The organism is [Clostridium] saccharolyticum WM1 (genome assembly GCF_000144625.1).
GTDB classification, from domain to species: Bacteria; Bacillota; Clostridia; order Lachnospirales; family Lachnospiraceae; genus Lacrimispora; species Lacrimispora saccharolytica.
In genome coordinates, this window is record NC_014376.1 from 2,571,059 (window position 1) to 2,590,413 (window position 19,355).

Consider the following 19,355-nt stretch of genomic DNA (forward strand, 5'->3'; position numbering starts at 1 on the left):
CCATTGCCCATACGGCGCAAAATCATCCGTTTCTTTCTTTTCTTACAAATAATAAGCAGAGAAGTCCTGCCAAAACCGTCACCGCCAGCCATACGTATATGGTTGCCTGCCAGCCCCGGTACTCTACCATAAGACCAATGGTAAAAGTCGAAATTGCCGTTCCTAAATATGCCATCGCATTGAGGAAGCCGGATACTCCGGACACACGTCCCTGCCGCAGGAAGCGCAATGGATAAATATTGACCACCAGCGTATTCACTGCCATCATGGATGCCGTAATCATCGCCAGGAAACAGGCCGTTATGACCGGCGAAAGCCTTCCCAGCCTGCATAACAGAAGCAGCCCTGCCGTTGCCCATGCGAAAAAGAAACATACGGATAATCCGATCCTCTCTCCTGTCTTTTGGTAGACAAATCTGGCCAGATATGCCCCCGATAAATTGATGACCGGCAATATGGAGGTCAGCAAAACAGAAAAGGAAGCGGCGATTCCGAACGACTCACTGATATAGGTGGGAACCCAGGAAGTCACCCCATCCTTTAACATGCCATGCACCATAATGGGTATGAAAAGTGTCAAAATGCCGGAAGTTACCATTAGTTCTCCAAAAGAGGCAGGAACCTGTTCCTCCTGTCTGCAGGTTTCTTTTATTTCCTGTTCTTCCAAGGCGGTCTCGCCATGGCGGCAAATATCCCAAAAGCCCATACTCCACAAAAAAGAAGCGGCTGCCAGCAGGACTGCTGCCATAATGAATACTCCGGGCCAGGCTGTAACAGCCAGCACCCCCGCAGACAGTAAATAGGAAATCAGGGTCCCTACGATCTGAGATGAAACAATATTCACACTGCAGTTTACCCTGTCTTCGCCATGAAGCATTTCCGCAAATATGCGGATAATTGGAGCCCATATCATTGCCTGAAAATATCCGTTGGCCCCCCAGGCCAAAGCCATCCATGAGGCGCTATGGCTTAAACCCATGGCAATATTGGAAAGCCCGGAGCAAAACAGCCCAACAAATATCATCCCCCTGGGATTAATCCTGTCACCCAGAAACCCGTTGATCATCTGCCCCGTTCCATAGGCAAAGAAATAAGCCATACTGATAAAGCCTGCCTGGGAAGCAGTCAGGATATGCTCTGAGATGATTTCAGCCATAGCAGAAGAATAATTCAGCCTTCCAATATATGATACACAATATACAAGCCAGCATAACAGGAATAGTCTTTTGACATAGACTCTATCCCTGATTCTACACAATACCTTTGCTTTCTTCATCTCCACTCCTTCATTCCTGTCAGCTTCTAGCCCTTTACCGCACCATTGGTCAAGCCGCCGATGATCTTTTTCTGCATGAATACATAAAATACCATAACCGGCAGCATGGACAGGAGGAAAGCCGCAAAAATCATGGGGTAATTAATGGCATGTGTCATCTTGAAGTTATACTGGAATAAGGTAAGGGTCCAAAAATCCGGTGACTTATTTAAGGTCAGCAGCGGCAGGAGGAAGTCATTCCAGTACCAAAGCCCGTTTTTGATCAATACCGTCGCCGTCATGGGACTGAGAAGAGGAAATACGATATGGAGGTAAATGTTCCAGGTAGACGCACCGTCAATATAGGCCGCTTCTTCCAGTTCCATGGGAATGCCCTGTATAAAGGCCACATAGAGGAAAACACCTTCACAGACAGCGCTTGATATGTATACAATAATCAATCCGGGGATATTCAGCATATTCATCACCGACATAACCTTAACTAAGGGAAGCATTTTTACCGTAAAAGGTACGAAAATGCCTGCAAGTAAAAAGAAATAGAGATACTTATAATATCTTTTTTCCCTCATGCTTCTGGCAATTGCATAGGAGACCATGGGAATCACGGCGATTGTTCCAATGGAAGCGAACAACGTAATTGCCAGGGTGTTTAGGACGGTCCTAGGATAACCGGAATCCGTTATAATGGCATAAAAATTATTAAAATTAAAACGCTTTGGCAAAGCAAAAAAGCTCTGGCTTAATTCCTGAGGCGTTTTCATGGAAGTTATTAAGGTTAAATATACCGGATATGCGATCATAATAACACCTATGATCAGGAAGAGGTATAGTGCCGTACTTTTCAATTTATGACTCATCCCTCTTCCTCCTGATAAACACTTTTTTTATTACTGAACGTTATCTGTATAAATGAAATGGAACAGATTATTACGGTCACAACTACGGCTTCTGCGATGCCCAGGGAGAAATTAACCTCCTTAAAGCCATGGTTATAGATCAGCAGCGCCGTACTTTCCGTCGAACCGCCGGGTCCTCCGCCTGTTAAGGCAACAATATAATCATATATTGTCAAACCATCCTTGATTACTAATACCATAACTACGGTAAGCACAGGAAGCAGGAAGGGAAAGGTAATAAATTTGAATACATCCCATTTTCCGGCACCGTCCAGGGCTGCTGATTCCACAAGCTCCTGAGGAACATTCTGTAAGCCTGCCATTAACAATACCGTGGGGATTGCAATCCCCTGCCATACATTGGTGATCAGGACCGCATAAATTGCTGTTTTAGAACCGGACAGCAGGCTTTTGCTCAGCCATTCCACATGAAACAGCTGCCCGATCTGGGGCAGAACCTGGAAAAACACCTCATTAAAAATAAGACCTACCGTCAGCATGCTGACAACCGCCGGAAAAAAGTACGCTCCCCGAAAGAAATCCTTTGCCTTGATTTTGCTGTTTAAGATAAGAGCCATGATCAGGCTGAGACCAACGATGCTTACAACTAACAGAACCGTATATTTGAAGTTAAACCGAATTGCATTCTGAAAACGGCTGCTGAGCAGCACCCTGACATAATTTTTCATACCAATAAACTGATAATCACTGGTCAATCCGTTCCAGTCGGTCAGGCTGTAATAAATCCCCGCACCGACCGGATAGATAAAAAAGAGAATGTATAACACCGTTGCCGGAACAGAAAAAGCAAACATCGCTATATTTCTTTCTGTTATCCTTTTTCTTTTCTTCATAGATCCTTCTACCTTTCTAAAAATGGCTACTGTAAGTACCTCGTTGCAATAGCCATTTTATTTATAGCCATTTTATTTATGGCAGGCAGCCGCCTGACGGTACGGCTCCCCTATTGTCTTCTGTTATTGGGCTCCATATTTTTCTTTACAGATCCGATCCGTTTCTTTCATAAAATTATCCGTATTCTTATCTGAAATGAGCTTCTGCACATACACCGACCATTCAGAGCGCCAGCCTGACGGCCAGAAATTGACCATGGTCAGGAAGGTATTTCCGCTGTCAATGACTTCCTTGATGCCCTTTAAGGGTTCAATATGATAATTTACACCATCAATTACCGGAGGGGTTCCTTCTTCATCAGCTACCATCTGATAGATCTCTGGTCTTGATAAAAATTCAATGAAGGCTTTTGCCTCTTCCTGATGAGGCGTTTTGCTGGAAATGCCGTACGCAATATCCACGTTAATGGGAATCTTATAATCATCGCTTACAGGACTGGGGTAAGGAATTAAGGTAAAGTCCAATTCAGGGTTGTTTTGCTGGATCACCATATATTTGGCCGTTATCGCAACAAACATCGGAGTCTTCCCGTTGGCAAAATCAGCAACACACTGCTCAATGCCATAAGACAGGGTGTCTCCTGCATATTCCCTGGTTTTAAGCAATGCCTGTGCAAGTTCTCTGAAGTATGGCTTATCCCCATCGCCAAAGGAAGCTTCGGTGGTCCCTACATTCTCTGTGTCTATGTAAACATCATTTTTAATAATGCCGACGATTCGCTCTCCCTCCTGCGCCAAATAGCCCGGATCTTTATCTACAAAGGTAAAGGGCGTAATTCCTTTTGCCTGGAAAGCTTCACATACCTCCATCAATTCACTCCAGGTAGTTGGCAATTCCAGACCAGCTTCTTTATATAAGGTCCTGTTGCAATAAATTCCAAATGAATTCATAGCAAAAGGCATAGCATAGATCTTACCGTTCCAGGTAGAAAATTCCAGAGCGCTGTCCGACGCTCTGTGAAGCCACTCTTCATTGGTCAGCTCTGTATATACTCCATCATCCATCATGGTATGATAGGCTGTTTCAGCCGGATATACGGACATGATATCAGGAACATCCCCGGTTGACACCCTGGTGAACAACACCGTCTCCGCATCCGCAGGTGCTGTCTGTTTTATTACCACATTGGGATTCTCCTCTTCAAACCTTTCTATTACTTTATTAAAAACCGCTTCCCCTTCCACCTTGCAATTAAAAAATTCCAGCTCTACTTTCCCATCGGCAGAAGCCCCCTTCCCATTTCCCCCATTGGAACCGGCAGCTCCTTTTGTTTCCATACTGTTTTGCTCAGCCGTCTGAGCAGCCAGACCACAGCCTGCTAAGGATAATGCTAAAAGTGTAATTCCCAACCCAACCCCCAAAACTTTCTTTTTCATAAGAAACCTCCTTTTCAATTACTGGTGTTCTAGTTCGTATGCTCATTATAAGCGATTCCTGCCCCAAACGCTTGCCATATCTTCTGATCTTATTGCCATTTCTTCACATTCTTTAAAGTGTGATCGTTTCCCCTGCTTTTGTATGGTATAATGTCCACGAAAGCAACGGGTAGTGCGAAACGGGACAGAAGAAGATTTTCGTTGTGCCCGCACATAAGAAAATCTTATCATGGCCTGTTTCATAGGGCGAATGCCCTGAGCTGGTAAAACCTCCGGTTTTACCAGCTCGCACTGCGGCCCCCTCAGAATACCAATCAAAGAAAGGACCCTCCACCATAATGAAAAATTCAGACTTTCACCTTTCTTCCCCCAAAATGAACAGGCAGCTGAGGCTGATGCTCATTCTGGAAACCATCGTACTCCTGGGTGCATACATCATGATCACCGGCACGTACCAAAATCTGGAGCGGCATAAGACTGATGAGGCGATAAGGCAGCTGAACGGTAACTTAATGACCAACATCCAGCATACCGCCAATGCCCTGGACACACTCTCCAAATCCTTAATCAGCAGTGATACCTACGAGGTGTCCCCCTCTCTATGGAGCTATTTAAAATCCCCTGCCAGGCAAAAAGAAAATCCAGGGAGGGTGGATGGATTGTTCATTGAGAAATATTATCAGCTGACCATCTTATTCCCCCAGTTAAATTGCCTCTTCCTTTACCGTCCGGAAGGGAATTTAATGACCTTTAAATACAACGACCAAAAATACCACCTTTTAAAGGAATTACCTGAAAGCAACTGGGTCACCGTCTTAAAAGAAAATCGGGGGGCCTTATCCTTTGTCACCCAAAAAGAAGCAGAGGACTTAGGATACCAGGTGAACAACCAACTGTTATTTGCCGGACGGGTGTTAAATAATATCAGCGCTTCCAAACCGGTTGCCATCATTTTAGCCGGCATTAACATTTCTGATCTCCAGTACGATTTTAAATGCAATAAATTATTTGATTCCCAGCAGTTTGCCTGCTTTGATATCAACAAAAAGCTGTTATTTTCTTCTGATGGGTTTGAAGCTATTCCCTGGGAGGATATACAATCACCAAAAGCCGGAGATCCATATGCCTATTACTTGATTTCCAACGACAATCATACATTATTCAGCGTCATCGCCACGGATAAAAAAGATATCACCCAGTCCTCATCCTTCTTGCGCCCTGTTTTCCTGGTGATCATCCTGGTCATTTTCCTGTCCAATCTGCTGCTGTCCTGGATGATCACCAAGAGAGTCATAAAATCCTACGGTGAAATGACAAAGCAGGTATATCAGAAAAGCCTGGCAGAAAAGGATCTAAATCTGCAGATGCTGCGCTCTCAGATCAATCCTCATTTTTTATACAATACCCTGGACCGGATGCGGATGGCTTCTCTCAACGCCAACTACCCATATCTGGCAACCATGTGCGAACTGCTGGCAAAGATTCTCCGCTTTGGCGTCTCTGAGTCTAATAAGCTGGTGACCGTAGAAGAAGAACATGCTCATTTGGAGGAATACATCCGTTTAATCCGTATAAGCTACCCCAATGTGTCCATCAGCACCAGCCTGGATCCTGAAATTCTCTCCTTCCGGATGCTGAAACTGCTGCTGCAGCCTTTGGTGGAAAACAGCATTAATCACGGAATTATTGATGATGCTGCCAATGGCTCCATACAAATATGGGGATATGAAAAAGACAGCAATTTGATCTTCACCGTTTCTGACAATGGAAACGGAATGGATGAAGAACACCTGGCCCTGCTGCGGGATTACTTAGAAGACAAGAATACCGCGTTTCACAGCATCGGATTAAAGAATATCAAAAAAAGAATACAGCTCTATTACGGAAAAGAGTATGATTTATTCATTGACAGCCGGCTTCATCAGGGCACAACCGTGACCATTAAAATTCCGGTTATCAAAGAGTCAATTGTTTGAACAGAAAGTGAGAGGAGGCGCTTATGACAAGCAACTATATATTAATCGCAGATGATGATCCGGATATTCTGGAAGGCCTTGCCCATGCCGTAGAAAAGGAATTTGAAAACAAGTTAAACGTATTAAGCTGCAAGAACGGGGCCATCGCGGTCGATATCTTAAGATGTAATACCATTGATATCTTGATTACCGATATTAAGATGCCGGTTATGAACGGAATTGAATTGCTGGGCTTTATCAAGCAGCATCACATCACCTGCAAAAGCGTTGTCCTAAGCAGTTATGACGACTTTAACCTTGCAAGAGATGCCCTTCGTCTTGGTGCAGTTGATTATCTTTTAAAGCCCATTGATTTCCCGGTGTTGAATCAGCTCCTGTACCGGCTGCTGGCCCAGGTCATGACAGAGCAAAGCGGCTTGGGCGGACGTAATTATCCCATTAACATGCAGCAGTTGCTGGAATCCTATTTACAGAAGCCCATACAAAAAACTGCTCATATGCTTGCATTTGAAGAAAAGTATACCCTGACCCCCGACTCTGCCTGTATCGTGGGCTGCATTAAGCTGAATGCCGTTTATTCCGGTAAGCTTTTTCAGCTTCAGGAAGGTCTGCGTGAAGACCTTTACCACTGCCTGTACCGGTCCCATATCCAATACCGAACCATTATAACAGGGGAAATGGCCTCCTGTTTTGTATTTATGCTGTTTCCTGATACAGATATCCCCGACTGCTTTGACAGCCTCCTTTCCTATGGGGAGCATCTGTCCGGCCAGGGTTATAAGTTTCAATTCAGCAATCAATATATCACCTTCCGCCAATGCTCCAATGGGTTTAAAGATTGTCTCGACTGGTTTGAATCGGGCTATTACGACCTCCCCCATAACCCTGCTTATGATGGTTATTCTATTAAGGATATTTCCGAATTCATCCATCAGGCAACAAATTCCCTGGCCGTTTATGATATGAAGAACACCCTCCATCATCTCCGCCTTTTCTTTGCTGTCAGCAATTATTTAAAGCCACCGGTGAAGGAGACAAAAAAGACGCTGAATCATTTTATTTATGCACTGATTCGGCTGAATCCAAAATATATCGAGCCGGTCAGCGGGCTGAAATTCAGCGAACATGATCTGTTCGGCCAAATCGAGAATGCCCCTTCCTTTTCGATTCTGGAAAAGGAATTATACGGTTCCTTAAATCACCTGGTGGAGGTTGTGCTGCACTCCCTGCCTAATAAGGAAGACTGCATTATTGAAAAGGCAAAATCCTACATTGATAAGAATTACAATGAATGCATCAGCCTGGAAGAGGTAGCCGCCCATGTTTACATGAACAAAAGCTATTTTTCCTCCTTTTTTAAGAGCAAGGCCGGTCTCACCTACCGTGATTATCTACGTAATTGCCGCATTGAAAAGTCCATCCGTCTCATTGCTGACAACAATATGAAAATTTACGAAATCGCTCAGGCGGTGGGTTATAATGATTCCGCACACTTTATCCGTGCTTTTAAGGAAGTGACCGGAAAAAGTCCTGGGGATTATAAAGCTTCCTCATAAGCAACTGTACTTTTTTCCAAAACATCAATATTACGCAAAGGACATTCACCAATCCTTCTGTTATAACAAATGACAGCCAAACCCCTGTCATTTCCCAGATCCGGCTTAAAAGGAGCACCATGGGTACAAGAACAATACAGCCCCGTGCCACGGAAACAAGAAAGGCAAGCATTCCCCGCTCGGCAGCACTTAAATACATGCTTATAATAATATTGATTCCTGCAAAGAAAAACCCGATAAAATAAATCTTAAGCCCTTCCCTGGCGAGCAATGCAATTACGGCATTCTGATCACTATTGAATACCTTGATCATCTGATCTGAGCAGAAAAATACCAGAGAATAAATGACTGATGCTACAGCCAAAGAGGTGGCAACTGCATAACGGAGCAGTTTCTTAATCATCACACCGTTCCCTGAGCCATAGGCTTTGCTGACCAGCGGCTGTATCCCCTGGGCAATTCCTGTAAAAACCGAAATCCCTACCAGTGCAATATTGGCCACAATTCCATAGGATGCAATACCCAGATTTCCCTCCAGGCCCAGGATAACCAGATTAAAGGTGATCAAAACAATGGCAGAGGACACCTCCGTAATCAATGCAGACAGACCCAGACCCAGGATATCCCGTACAGTTTTCAGCTGAATTCTGCTTCGAATCCACCCAAGGCCGCTTTTCCCCCCTAAAAAGTGCAGGGATAAAACCCCAAGACTGATGACGGGGGCCAGACCGGTGGCAAAAGCGGCACCAAACATCCCCATTCCCATGGGAAACATAAATACATAATCCAGAATAATGTTGGAAAAGCTCCCTGTCAGCATTGCAATCATGGACAATTTAGGATTATTGTCATTCCTCACAAATGCCAGCATAACATTATTGAGGATAAAAATCGGTGCAAAGGAAAGTATGGTACTTAAATATTTCCTGGTCAGCGGTAAAGTGGCTGCATCCGCCCCCAATATTACAGCCAGAGAATCGGTACCCAGTATTCCTGTTATTACAAATAATATTCCGGCAACGGCCCCAAGCTTTAGGCTGGAGGTAAAAACGGAATTGATTTGTTTCCCCTCATTCTGGTATTTTAAAATGCTGTACCGGGTAGCGCCTCCCATGCCGATCATCAGTCCGGTGCCATGGATCAGACTGTAAATCCCAATGGAAAAATTCAGCGCCGCCAGGCCTGCAGCGCCCAGTGCCTTTGATACAAAAAAGGTATCCGCCAGTATATAGCAGGAGAGTCCTATCATTCCAAGAATATTAAGGCTTACATATTTGACATAGCTTTTTAAAACAGATTGTACCATCTTTCTTATCCTCCTTATAACATAAAAAAGGTGTTCTTAAAATATTCCTTCTACGACCTAACGGAATACTTCAGAACACCTTAAAATTCTTTACCCGGTGGCAAAGAACAGGTTTATTTATAAAAGCCAAAGCTATCATAATACAGTATGGGCAGTTTGTCAATCTTCAGTGATTTTAACCTTCACGATAAAATTGCTTGTCATTTCTTACATTACTTATCCTTTTTATCCAGAAGGTTTTTCTCAATCCACTGAAATCCCATGATAAGCAGTGTGATAATTATGATAACTACAAATATACTGAGCATTCCCTTCCACATAATACCCAGTGACAAAAGAAATTTATCTAACATAGCTGGCTCCTTTCTATCCGTCAGCAGAGATTCCGTCAACGGATCCCGTTCATAATAAGGTGGTCAAAAGGTTCAAGACAATTCCCCCTGCCAAAACAGAGGCAATCTGCCCGGAAACATTTGCCCCGATCGCATGCATCAGCAGATGATTGGTAGGGTCTTCCTTAATGGACATCTTCTGTACAACACGGGCTGACATGGGGAAAGCGGATATACCGGCTGCGCCGATCATGGGGTTGATTTTGTTTTTACGGAATAGATTAATAAACTTGGCAAACATCACTCCTCCTATGGTATCGAATACAAAAGCAAAAAGACCAAGGACAAGAATCACAAGGGTCTGCCAGGTCACAAAAGCTTCAGCTCTCATACTGAAGGAAATGGTAATCCCCAGCAGCAGAGTAATCAGATTGGCAAGTATATTCTGTGCCGCATCGGATAAGCTGTGCAGAACCCCGCATTCTCTTAATAAGTTTCCAAACATCAGAAAGCCTACCAGAGAAACAGACTGGGGGGCAACAAATCCTGCAATCATGGAAACTGCGATGGGAAAAAGAATCCGGATCCTTTTGGACACTGATACGGGATTGTAAGGCATTCGGATCTGGCGTTCCTTTTTGGTGGTGACCAGCTTAATGGCAAAAGGCTGGACCAGAGGAACCAGGGCCATGTAGGAATAAGCCGCCACCGCAATTGGTCCGATGTAGTTTGACTTAAGGATCTGAGAAACCAGTATGGAGGTGGGTCCGTCAGCTGCACCGATAATCCCAATGGAAGCTGCATCAGAAAGTTCAAAACCAAGCAATACCGCTACAGATATGGTTAGAAAGATACCAAATTGGGCTGCCGCACCGAACAGCATCATAATGGGATTGGACAAAAGGGGGCCAAAATCAATCATGGCTCCAATACCGATAAAAAGGAGGAGAGGCAGCGCTTCCGAGGCTTCGATCCCTGATTCAAACAGCCACTGAATAATCCCATGGGTATTGCCTATGCCGGGGAGGATCTGATCCACCACACCTGACATGGGAAGGTTGACCAGGATTGCTCCGAATCCCATGGGGAGAAGGAGGGAAGGCTCGTACCCCTTGTTAACCGCAAGATAGATCAGTAAAAACCCTACGAAATACATGACTAACTGAGGAATTGTAATAGAAGTAATACCTGACAATAAAAAATCCATTTTTTATCTCCCTTCACCTATACGATCTTTTCCTGCCGTCAAAAACCTCCCGGGCAATCAAAATAGACAAGACCTGTTCCTAACCAGGACACAGGCCTTGTCTTTTCAAATAAAACCGGAACCTGACAGTTCCGGTTATTGATCTCACTGCTTGCCAATAAAATTAAGGCTTTTTCAGTTACCTCATGATGACTGTCCCTCTATATCTGGCTATCATTAACATATCATAAGCATATCCGCAAGTCAACAGGAACAAACATATTTATACAATCCATTAACATTTGTATGATACCGGCAAACCAAAGGCATAACTTATCAGGGCAGCAGCTCTTTCAGATGAGGGAATACCTTTAGGCTCCTTTTCAAAATACCCTTCATAGAAGCGATGGCTGTTCCATAATTGGTAAAGGGCACCCCGGCATCTGCCGCACACTTTCTCCGGTATTCCATTTCCCGTTCATTCAGCATGCATCCGCCGCAATGAATGATCAGCTTATAGTCCGACAAATCTTCCGGAAATTCCCGGCCGGAGGATGTCTCTATCACAAGCTCCTTTCCCGTATGCTGCCGAAGCCAGCGGGGAAGCTTTACGGTACCAATATCATCGCACTGCCGGTGGTGGGTACAGCCTTCGGAAATCAGGATCTTGTCCCCATCTTTCAAATCTCCTATGACCGCCACTCCCTTTACCGCATCCCCTAAAAAGCCCTTATATCTGGCCATAAGGATGGAGAAGGATGTGAGAAGGATCTCTTCCGGCGTATCCTTACTTACCTGCTCAAAGGCCTGACTGTCTGTAATAACAAGGGCAGGCCTGGCTCCCAGCCTTTCCAAGGTTCCCTTTAATTCTGTTTCACGCACTGCCACTGATACGGCACCTGCTTCCAGAATATCCCGGATCGCCTGCTGCTGGGGCAGGATCAGGCGTCCCTTTGGCGCAGCCTTGTCAATGGGAATCACCAAAACCACCAGGTCATAAGGATTCAGCAGATCCCCTACGATCCTCATTTTTGTATCTCCGGTATTTACAAGGCCTCCGATCCGTTCCTTTAACTCCTGAATAAACAGTCCTTCCGACGCACTGACGGAAAGTCCGTCCTCATAGGTCTGTTCCCCGGTAAGGTCGCACTTATTATAAGCAACCACATAAGGAATCTTCTTTTCCTGAAACAAATGGATCAGTTCCTCATCGGTTTTTGTCTTACCTGCGGCCCCATCTACCACCAAAACCGCACAGTCGGACCGGTTTAATATCTGTTTTGTTTTCCTTACCCGCATCTCTCCCAAAGCGCCTTCATCATCAAAGCCCGGCGTATCGATGATGACCACCGGTCCCATGGGAAGAAGCTCCATGGATTTATAAACAGGATCTGTGGTCGTTCCCTTCACCTCTGACACGACGGACAGCTCCTGCCCGGTCACTGCATTGACAACGCTTGATTTCCCCGCATTGCGCCGGCCGAAAAATCCAATGTGTACCCGCTCGGAGGATGGTGTTTCATTAAGTCCCATGGCGATCACCTCTTTTACTGTTAATTACTGCGATGGCAGCGAGCCCAAGTCAGGCTTGTCAGACTTGGGCAACTGTCAGCAGGGTCAGAAACGGAAATCCCTGATCCCTTGTTCTATCTTTTCTAAATGGTCCTTACAAATCAGGCGGACCTTCTCCTTTGGAATGTGGTTTAATTCCGCCGCAATCAGGGCTTCGCCGATTTTTGTTGTATCCTCTGAAGCATAATCCATCAAATATTCCTTTAAGGTCATCAGGGCATTAGGCTGACAGCAATTCTGGATCTGACCGCTTTTGCAAAGACTCATAAACCGGTCTCCTGTACGCCCTTCCCGGTAGCAGGCCGTGCAGAAAGAGGGAATATAGCCCATATCCATGAGCCAGTGAACTACTTCATCCAGAGAACGCTGATCCGAAACGTCAAATTGTTCCGTATCCGTAGGTCGTATTTCCTCCTGATAGCCGCCTACGCTGGTTCTGGAACCTCCGCTGATCTGGGATACGCCCAGGCGGATCACCTTTTCTCTTACCTTCTGGCTTTCCCTGGTGGAAACGATCATTCCCGTATAAGGGACTGAAATCCGGATCAGAGCGCAGAGCTTGGCAAATATTTCATCATCAATTCCATTGTCAAAGGCATTGGGATCAATATCATCGGCTCTCTTGATGCGGGGAACGCTGATGGTATGAGGTCCTACACCATGAACCGCTTCCAGATGCTCCGCATGCATTAGAAGTCCTGCAAATTCATACTGGTACAGCTCTAATCCGAAGAGAACACCCAGGCCTACGTCATCAATGCCGCCTTCCATTGCCCGGTCCATTGCCTCGGTGTGGTAAGCATAGTTGTGCTTGGGGCCTGTTGGGTGGAGCTTTTCATAGCTTTCCTTGTGATAGGTCTCCTGAAAGAGAATATAGGTTCCGATCTCCGCTTCTTTCAGCTTCCGGTAATTCTCTACCGTGGTCGCGGCAATGTTGATATTGACCCGGCGGATGGCGCCGTTTTTATGCTTGATGGAATATATGGTTTTAATACAATCCAGGATATATTCAATGGGATTGTTTACAGGATCCTCTCCTGCTTCAATGGCAAGCCTTTTATGCCCCATGTCCTGAAGAGCGATGACTTCTTTTTCCACCTCATCAAGAGTCAGCTTTTTCCTGGCGATATGTTTGTTTTTTAAATGATAGGGACAGTAGGTACAGCCATTTACACAGTAGTTGGATAGATAAAGAGGGGCAAACATGACGATGCGGCTTCCATAGAAATCCTTTTTGATCTGTTCTGCCAGATCGTAGATTTCCTGGATTTTTTCCGGAATGTCACAGGCCAGTAAGACAGAGGCCTCCCGATGGGTCAGGCCTTTTGCCAGCCTTGCCTTGGCAATGATCTGATCGATCAGCTCAGTATTTGATTTGTTTCTTTCCGCGTAGTCAAGCGTATCAAGAATTTCTTCATGGGAAATAAATTCTTCCGCTTTTAGGGATTTCGGATCATACATAGTGTTACTTCCTTTCTTTTGGGTCAGCTTCTGCTTCTCCGTCAGTTAAATTTTCTTAAGGGCTTGCCTTTTAAAACAGCTTTGTTATGCCTGTTTTCCCTGATAGGCAGTTTTGGAACTGATACCTTTTAATTTTCCGATCTTACCGGTCAGGGCGGAAATAATGCTCTGGGGTGCATCCACTGCAATGCTGATGATGCTCACCTGTTTTTTAGGGTAAGGGATTCCCATTCGGCCAATGATATGCTGCCGGTACTCATGAAGAATGTCATTGAGTAATTCTACGGATTCTTCCTCTTCTACCACAATACCGATTACTGCAATTCTGGTTTCCATCATCATTCCTCCGTAAATTTTATTCTGGATCCTGCTTGATAAAGCAAAAAACCGCGCCATAAAGGCGCGGCAAAATAAACAATTTCTCAGGTGCCGAACCTTCTACCTCAAACCGGATTTTTGGTATCAGGATGCTGCTATGAGGACAGCATATCATATTTGAGATTTTTTTTCAATTACCCCCACTTATAAAATATTTTTTATGAGAACCGGCCGGTGGCTTTGCAGGACCATGTTTGCTGCCTGATGGGCGAAACTAGCTCCATGAACGGTTTACTTAACCTTCATGGAGCCAGCTTTATTCCATATCAGAAAGAAAATAGGCATTGCTGTTGGCAAAAAGTCCCTTCTCATCCTTACACTCAACCCGGATATACATTTCATTTCCATGAAGAGGAAACCTTGCTTCCGTAAGGGATTCTCCCTGCCCATTGGCTCTGCGGCAGGTTCTTCCCATATCCGTGATCCCGCAGATGGCCTGGACCGGCCCGGTCTTAACCACCAGATTCCTGCCCTCCACATAAAGCTCCTTTATCTCCGGTCCCATGGAGCTGTAGAAATGGCCGTTTACCAATCCGTTCACTACGGAACCATAGCTTAGGCGATCTGCTTTTATCATGGTAAAGCCACCAAAAGAATCGCATAGAGGATGATCAAAGGGATAGCTGTTATGATTGTCATCCGTTGCCAGGCACCACAGATGGTTGCCTAAACGGAGCATTTCATCATAGGACTGGGGATGATAGCCATACAGCCCGTCATGCTCGCATCCATGATTGTAGATCTCCATGGCAAAAAGCCCCTGTAAGCCTTTATAATCTTCATAATTCTGCATGGACCAGTAAGGATGGTTATAGCAGGAAAGAAATCCCAGCCCCTTCATCTCCTCCAGATACTTATTGATGCCGTCAAAATCCCCGTACCTGCATTCCGGGCATATCCCCTGCTCCTTTTTGGCTCTTTTAAATCCGGGATTTGTATCGTACAGATTTATATGGTATGTTTTGTCCTTTGGACCAAGTCTGTCCGGGCTGGTCTCATTAATATCCACCTCAACGGCCGCAAGGGCCAGGAATCCCTCATCATTTAATTCCTCATGATTTCGGTAGATCCTGTGATCCGTAAATGCCACGATCTCATACCCACGCTTCTTATAGTTCTCCTTAGCCTCTTCCGGAGTCATTCTTCCGTCTGATACCACTGTATGGCTATGAAGGTTTGCTTTGTAAAACCTTCCATTCCCAGGTAATAAATAAATTCTGTTTTCCATCCTGTTTTCCTCCCATTCCTTAAATACCATATTGGAGAAACCGCTTCCACCGGGCGATTCCGGCCGTGCATACCCATGCTCCCAAAACGGCAATGATAATCCAGATCAAAATAGTGGCATCCCAGCCCAGCCATTCAGACAGCACTCCGATTCCATAGGCAGAGACCGCTCCTCCCGCATAAGCAGAGGAATTTAAAATCCCTGAGGCAGTGGAGGATTTCCCGTAAGGTGCGAAATATAGGGGTACCATGCTGACTAGCATGGTGTTCACCGCCATCATTGCCGTTGTCGCCATGCCGAATAATAACAGCACGACCAATACGGACCCGCCTTGATAAAGCCGCAATAGTACCAGCGCTCCAGCGCATAGAGCAAAGAACGATGCAGATGTGGTAATCTCGCTTTTAAAAACCTTCCGGTTGGCTATGGATGCCATATATACACCGCTTAAGTTAAAAACCGGTATGATGGTGGTACTGATAATGGAAATTACGGATTCCATATGATACTCTTCCCGGATATAAGTTGGAATCCAGGTAGTCACCCCATCCTTTAATACCCCCTGGAACATCAGCCCAAAGCAAAAGAATATCATTCCGGAACCTAAAACCAGGTTCCGCATGGAAACATCCGCCTGTTTTTTCTCTTGTGAAACAAATACCGGTTCTTCTAAAATCCCGTTTTCTTCTACATCACGCATGATTTTATGACTGCCCAAATACCAGATTACACTGATCGCTGTCAAGCACAGAGCGGAAAAGAAAAAAACCGTTCTCCAGTGGAATTTCCATATAAGGAGGGCAGTCAGCCCATAGGCTGCAAAAGTGCCGATTGGAACACTGCTGTTGATGTTGACGCAGAATTTTTTCTGGCTGCCTGCCGGGATCCAGTCGGAAAATAGTTTAATGATAGGGGACCAGATCAGGGACTGGAGCAGTCCATTGATGCACCATACCGCCGCCATCTGCCGGACGGATGATGACAAACCCATAGCTCCATTGCAGATTCCAGAACCAAGTACCCCTATCAATATCATTTTATAAGGCTTTTTTCGGTCTCCCAGTATCCCGCTGAAAAGCTGACCAAGTCCATAGGAAAAAAAGAATGCGGTTCCTATAAGGCCTGCCGCTCCTTTTTCATATCCTTCTGCCCTGATGATTTCCGTTAAGGAAGCGGAGTAATTCAGCCGCCCAAGATATGTGGAAAAATAAGCCGCCCAGCATAGCCAGAACAGCATGGTTTGATTTTTCTCTGACCGGATCTTTTTTTGCTGTACGATTCTGTCCAAATTTTGCCTCCTAATGAATCAAGCATATTCAGGTAATGCCCGGTGAAACGGGGCACACTGTCTTTGTGATAAATTCCAAGGGCAGATCCTTCAGAAAATATGCGTTGGAATTTGCATAAAGCCCATTTTCACTGCGGCAGACCACCCGGATATATCCCTCTCTTCCTGTTAAGGGAAATCTGGCCTCTTCCAATCGTTCACCTGGAACGGCTGCCTTTATATGGCAGTTTCTGCTTTCTGTTGCTACATAAATTTTTTCCACCGGGCTGGTCTTTACCACCAGGTCCAGGCCCTCTATATAGAGGGAAAGTATCTCAGGTCCCATAGAGCTGTAGAAATCCCCCTGTTTTAAGGCCTGCATCACTGCTGAATATGTAAGCTCCTTTGCTTTGACCTTAATAAAACCACCGAAAGAATCACAGAGGGGATGCCCCATTGGATATTCATTCCGGTTGCCATCTGAAGCCAGACAATAAATTTTCTTTCCCTGCCGCAGCATTTCATCATAAGCCTGCGGATTGTAACCATTCAGCGCTTCTATGTCGCTGCTGTAATCATAGATCCCCATGGCAAAAAGTCCATCAAGCCCTGTATATTCCCCGAATTTTAGCATGGACCGGTATGGATGGCTGCAGCATGCAAGAAAACCTAGTTGACTCATCTTCTTTATGGAAACGTTAATCCCGGCTAAACCCTGATCCCAAGCTTCCCGTCCGCAGATTTCTGCCTTTACCTCCTGCATCTTTTGGGGGTCTGCATCATAAAAATTCATGGAAAAGGTTCCTTTTCCGGTTTCATTCCCGTCCCCAATACCTCCCCTACTCTCAACCCCAAAGCCTGCAAGGGCCAGGAAATTCTTTGTAGTCAGTTCCCCATGAGGGCAATACTTCCCCTGATCTACATAGGCTACGATCTGGTATCCCCTCTTTCCATATTCTTCTTTTACCTGTTCTGGCGTCAGTTTTCCGTCTGAAACCGTTGTATGGCAGACCATATTCGCTTTATAAAAAGCCCCCTCCTTGGGTAGGAGATAAATCCGTTCCTCCATTTGTCTTTCCCTTTCCTGCCGCTTATTTGCCTCATTTAAAAAGCGCTGCCAAATGCCATAGCAGCGCTTTTTTATGATTACTGTGCTTCTTTTATTGCTTCATTTGCTCTGTCCTGAATGGATTTCATGGTGTCTTCCAGTGATTTCTGTCCCTGGCCGTATAGCTGGCCTTCCTCGGTGTAAATCTGTCCAATGGTTGTATCCGCAGTACCCATGATCTTTTCACCCAAGTAAGCTCTGCTGTTGTCAAACCAGCCTGCCATAAAATCTTCTACTGTTAAGTTGTCATCTTTGAATTTTGGAAGCAGGCTGCTTTCAATATAAGCCTTTGCTTCATCCTCTGTTAAGATCTTGGCAGGAACACGTCCGTAACCTAAGGTATATTTGTTTTCACAAATGGTTCTGATCGCCTCAAACGCCGCAGCCTTATTCTTAGAGGTCTTAGGGATCCCATAGCAGTTTGTAATGGTCAGAGAAGACGCCTCGGAGCCTTCCGGATAAGGCATTGGAAGAATTCCCAGTTCCCAGTCTCTTGGGTATTTCACCTTGTCTGATAAGGCGCTTGCCACCCAGCCGCCGTAAACGTACATTCCGATGTTTCCATTTACCATAAAGGAGTTGTATGGATATGTACCGGAAGCCAGATCCAGGCAGTTTGGCTGGATTTTCAGCTCATTCCCCAGACTGAAGAACCATTTCATTGCATCTGCATAGGCAGGATCATCGAAATTAGCGGAACCGTCTTCCTTGTAAGGGGAGGCACCCTTTTGTGTTGCCAGCATGTAATTGCATGCAACGTCATCGCTCATAAATGAGCCCCAGACATTTTTCTCTGGATTGTTCAATTTTTTAGCAGTTTCAACATATTTTTCCCATGTCCAGCCTTCTGCAGTTGGATATGGAATGTTTGCTTCATCAAAAATCTTCTTGTTGTAATAGGTGAGCCAAATGTCTTTTTCTGCTGGAATTGCATATGTCTGATTATCAAATTTTACCGTCTGGCCGCCATACACCGTATCCATATCATAATTTTCTGCTTTTGCAAGCTCATCCATCGGCTCTAATACAGCAGCTTTGTAGAATTCTTCTAATTGAAGCGGGGTTCTGTTTACAATATCCATTTCTTCCCCAGCCATCAAGCTTACAAGTACCTTGTCCATTTCTCCCGCTTTTGAGGTAGGGGTAATGAAAAATTCAACATTAATACCTGTTTTTTCTTTAATCAGTTCGATCATTTCTTTTGTTTCCGTTGCTGTTGCAGCGTTATCTGTCAATGCCCACTTTACGGTTACGCCGTCATATGGCTTTCCGCTGTCCGCTTTTTGCGCAGTTTCGGTTGCTGCTTTGCTGTCCCCATTGGATTTCGTTTCATCGGTTTGGCTGCATCCGGCTGTACTTAAAACCATTGCTGCAGCCAAGCTGAAAGCAGCACCCCGTTTGAATGCACTTCTTAATTTCATTTCTGTTACCCTCCTTTTGTTTATAATCCCATTATAGCTGACATTTTATCTGGTTTATATAGGTTGTATTTTAACTTTATGTGTTATTTTTATCATTCCAT

Annotated in this window: 16 protein-coding genes; 2 read left to right on the forward strand and 14 right to left on the reverse strand. The window is 45.0% G+C overall.

All coding sequences use genetic code 11. The features are described 5' to 3' along the window. Positions 1-22: 22 nt before the first annotated feature. From CLOSA_RS12045 to CLOSA_RS12060, 4 genes are all read right to left on the reverse strand, one after another. Positions 23-1,276, reverse strand: a complete 1,254-nt coding sequence (locus CLOSA_RS12045; RefSeq protein WP_013273044.1) for an MFS transporter — start codon at positions 1,274-1,276, stop codon at positions 23-25. A 26-nt stretch (positions 1,277-1,302) separates the two neighbouring features. Further along, positions 1,303-2,133, reverse strand: a complete 831-nt coding sequence (locus CLOSA_RS12050) for a carbohydrate ABC transporter permease (protein ID WP_013273045.1) — start codon at positions 2,131-2,133, stop codon at positions 1,303-1,305. After that, positions 2,130-3,026: a carbohydrate ABC transporter permease gene (locus tag CLOSA_RS12055; protein ID WP_013273046.1), complete on the reverse strand. Its 897-nt coding sequence runs from the start codon at positions 3,024-3,026 to the stop codon at positions 2,130-2,132. The genes CLOSA_RS12050 and CLOSA_RS12055 overlap by 4 nt, the downstream gene beginning before the upstream one ends. A gap of 123 nt (positions 3,027-3,149) precedes the next feature. After that, complete coding sequence (locus tag CLOSA_RS12060) at positions 3,150-4,463, reverse strand: ABC transporter substrate-binding protein (protein ID WP_013273047.1); 1,314 nt, start codon at positions 4,461-4,463, stop codon at positions 3,150-3,152. A gap of 338 nt (positions 4,464-4,801) precedes the next feature. Between CLOSA_RS12060 and CLOSA_RS21755 the strand changes: the two genes are divergently transcribed. Both CLOSA_RS21755 and CLOSA_RS12070 read left to right on the forward strand, forming a co-directional pair. Then, on the forward strand, positions 4,802-6,439 hold the full coding sequence (locus CLOSA_RS21755; RefSeq protein ID WP_013273048.1) for a sensor histidine kinase: 1,638 nt from the start codon (positions 4,802-4,804) through the stop codon (positions 6,437-6,439). Positions 6,440-6,462: 23 nt separating this feature from the next. Beyond that, positions 6,463-7,995 (forward strand): response regulator transcription factor, encoded by a 1,533-nt coding sequence (locus CLOSA_RS12070; RefSeq protein WP_013273049.1) that lies wholly within the window; start codon positions 6,463-6,465, stop codon positions 7,993-7,995. On the opposite strand, the gene CLOSA_RS12075 is transcribed toward CLOSA_RS12070, so the two are convergent. The 10 genes from CLOSA_RS12075 to CLOSA_RS12115 all read right to left on the reverse strand — a co-directional run bounded on the left by CLOSA_RS12075 (position 7,946) and on the right by CLOSA_RS12115 (position 19,254). Further along, a complete protein-coding gene (locus CLOSA_RS12075) occupies positions 7,946-9,301 on the reverse strand; it encodes an MATE family efflux transporter (RefSeq protein ID WP_013273050.1) in 1,356 nt (451 codons plus the stop codon). The two genes, CLOSA_RS12070 and CLOSA_RS12075, sit on opposite strands and share 50 nt — an antisense overlap. Positions 9,302-9,513: 212 nt before the next feature. Then, a complete protein-coding gene (locus CLOSA_RS22915) occupies positions 9,514-9,654 on the reverse strand; it encodes a hypothetical protein (protein WP_013273051.1) in 141 nt (46 codons plus the stop codon). Positions 9,655-9,703: 49 nt separating this feature from the next. Then, positions 9,704-10,840 (reverse strand): sodium ion-translocating decarboxylase subunit beta, encoded by a 1,137-nt coding sequence (locus tag CLOSA_RS12080; protein WP_013273052.1) that lies wholly within the window; start codon positions 10,838-10,840, stop codon positions 9,704-9,706. 315 nt (positions 10,841-11,155) lie between these two features. Beyond that, entirely contained in the window at positions 11,156-12,352 is a 1,197-nt protein-coding gene (gene hydF, locus CLOSA_RS12085; RefSeq protein ID WP_013273053.1) for a [FeFe] hydrogenase H-cluster maturation GTPase HydF, read from the reverse strand. Between the two features lie 84 nt (positions 12,353-12,436). Continuing rightward, positions 12,437-13,852, reverse strand: a complete 1,416-nt coding sequence (gene hydG / locus CLOSA_RS12090; protein WP_013273054.1) for a [FeFe] hydrogenase H-cluster radical SAM maturase HydG — start codon at positions 13,850-13,852, stop codon at positions 12,437-12,439. Positions 13,853-13,936: 84 nt separating this feature from the next. Beyond that, positions 13,937-14,188: a TM1266 family iron-only hydrogenase system putative regulator gene (locus tag CLOSA_RS12095; protein ID WP_013273055.1), complete on the reverse strand. Its 252-nt coding sequence runs from the start codon at positions 14,186-14,188 to the stop codon at positions 13,937-13,939. A 298-nt stretch (positions 14,189-14,486) separates the two neighbouring features. Next, on the reverse strand, positions 14,487-15,458 hold the full coding sequence (locus tag CLOSA_RS12100; protein WP_013273056.1) for a PHP domain-containing protein: 972 nt from the start codon (positions 15,456-15,458) through the stop codon (positions 14,487-14,489). A 19-nt stretch (positions 15,459-15,477) separates the two neighbouring features. After that, positions 15,478-16,746: an MFS transporter gene (locus CLOSA_RS12105; protein WP_013273057.1), complete on the reverse strand. Its 1,269-nt coding sequence runs from the start codon at positions 16,744-16,746 to the stop codon at positions 15,478-15,480. Positions 16,747-16,774: 28 nt separating this feature from the next. Continuing rightward, complete coding sequence (locus CLOSA_RS12110; protein ID WP_013273058.1) at positions 16,775-17,794, reverse strand: CehA/McbA family metallohydrolase domain-containing protein; 1,020 nt, start codon at positions 17,792-17,794, stop codon at positions 16,775-16,777. A 77-nt stretch (positions 17,795-17,871) separates the two neighbouring features. Then, complete coding sequence (locus tag CLOSA_RS12115) at positions 17,872-19,254, reverse strand: ABC transporter substrate-binding protein (protein WP_013273059.1); 1,383 nt, start codon at positions 19,252-19,254, stop codon at positions 17,872-17,874. Between the last annotated feature and the right edge of the window lie 101 nt (positions 19,255-19,355).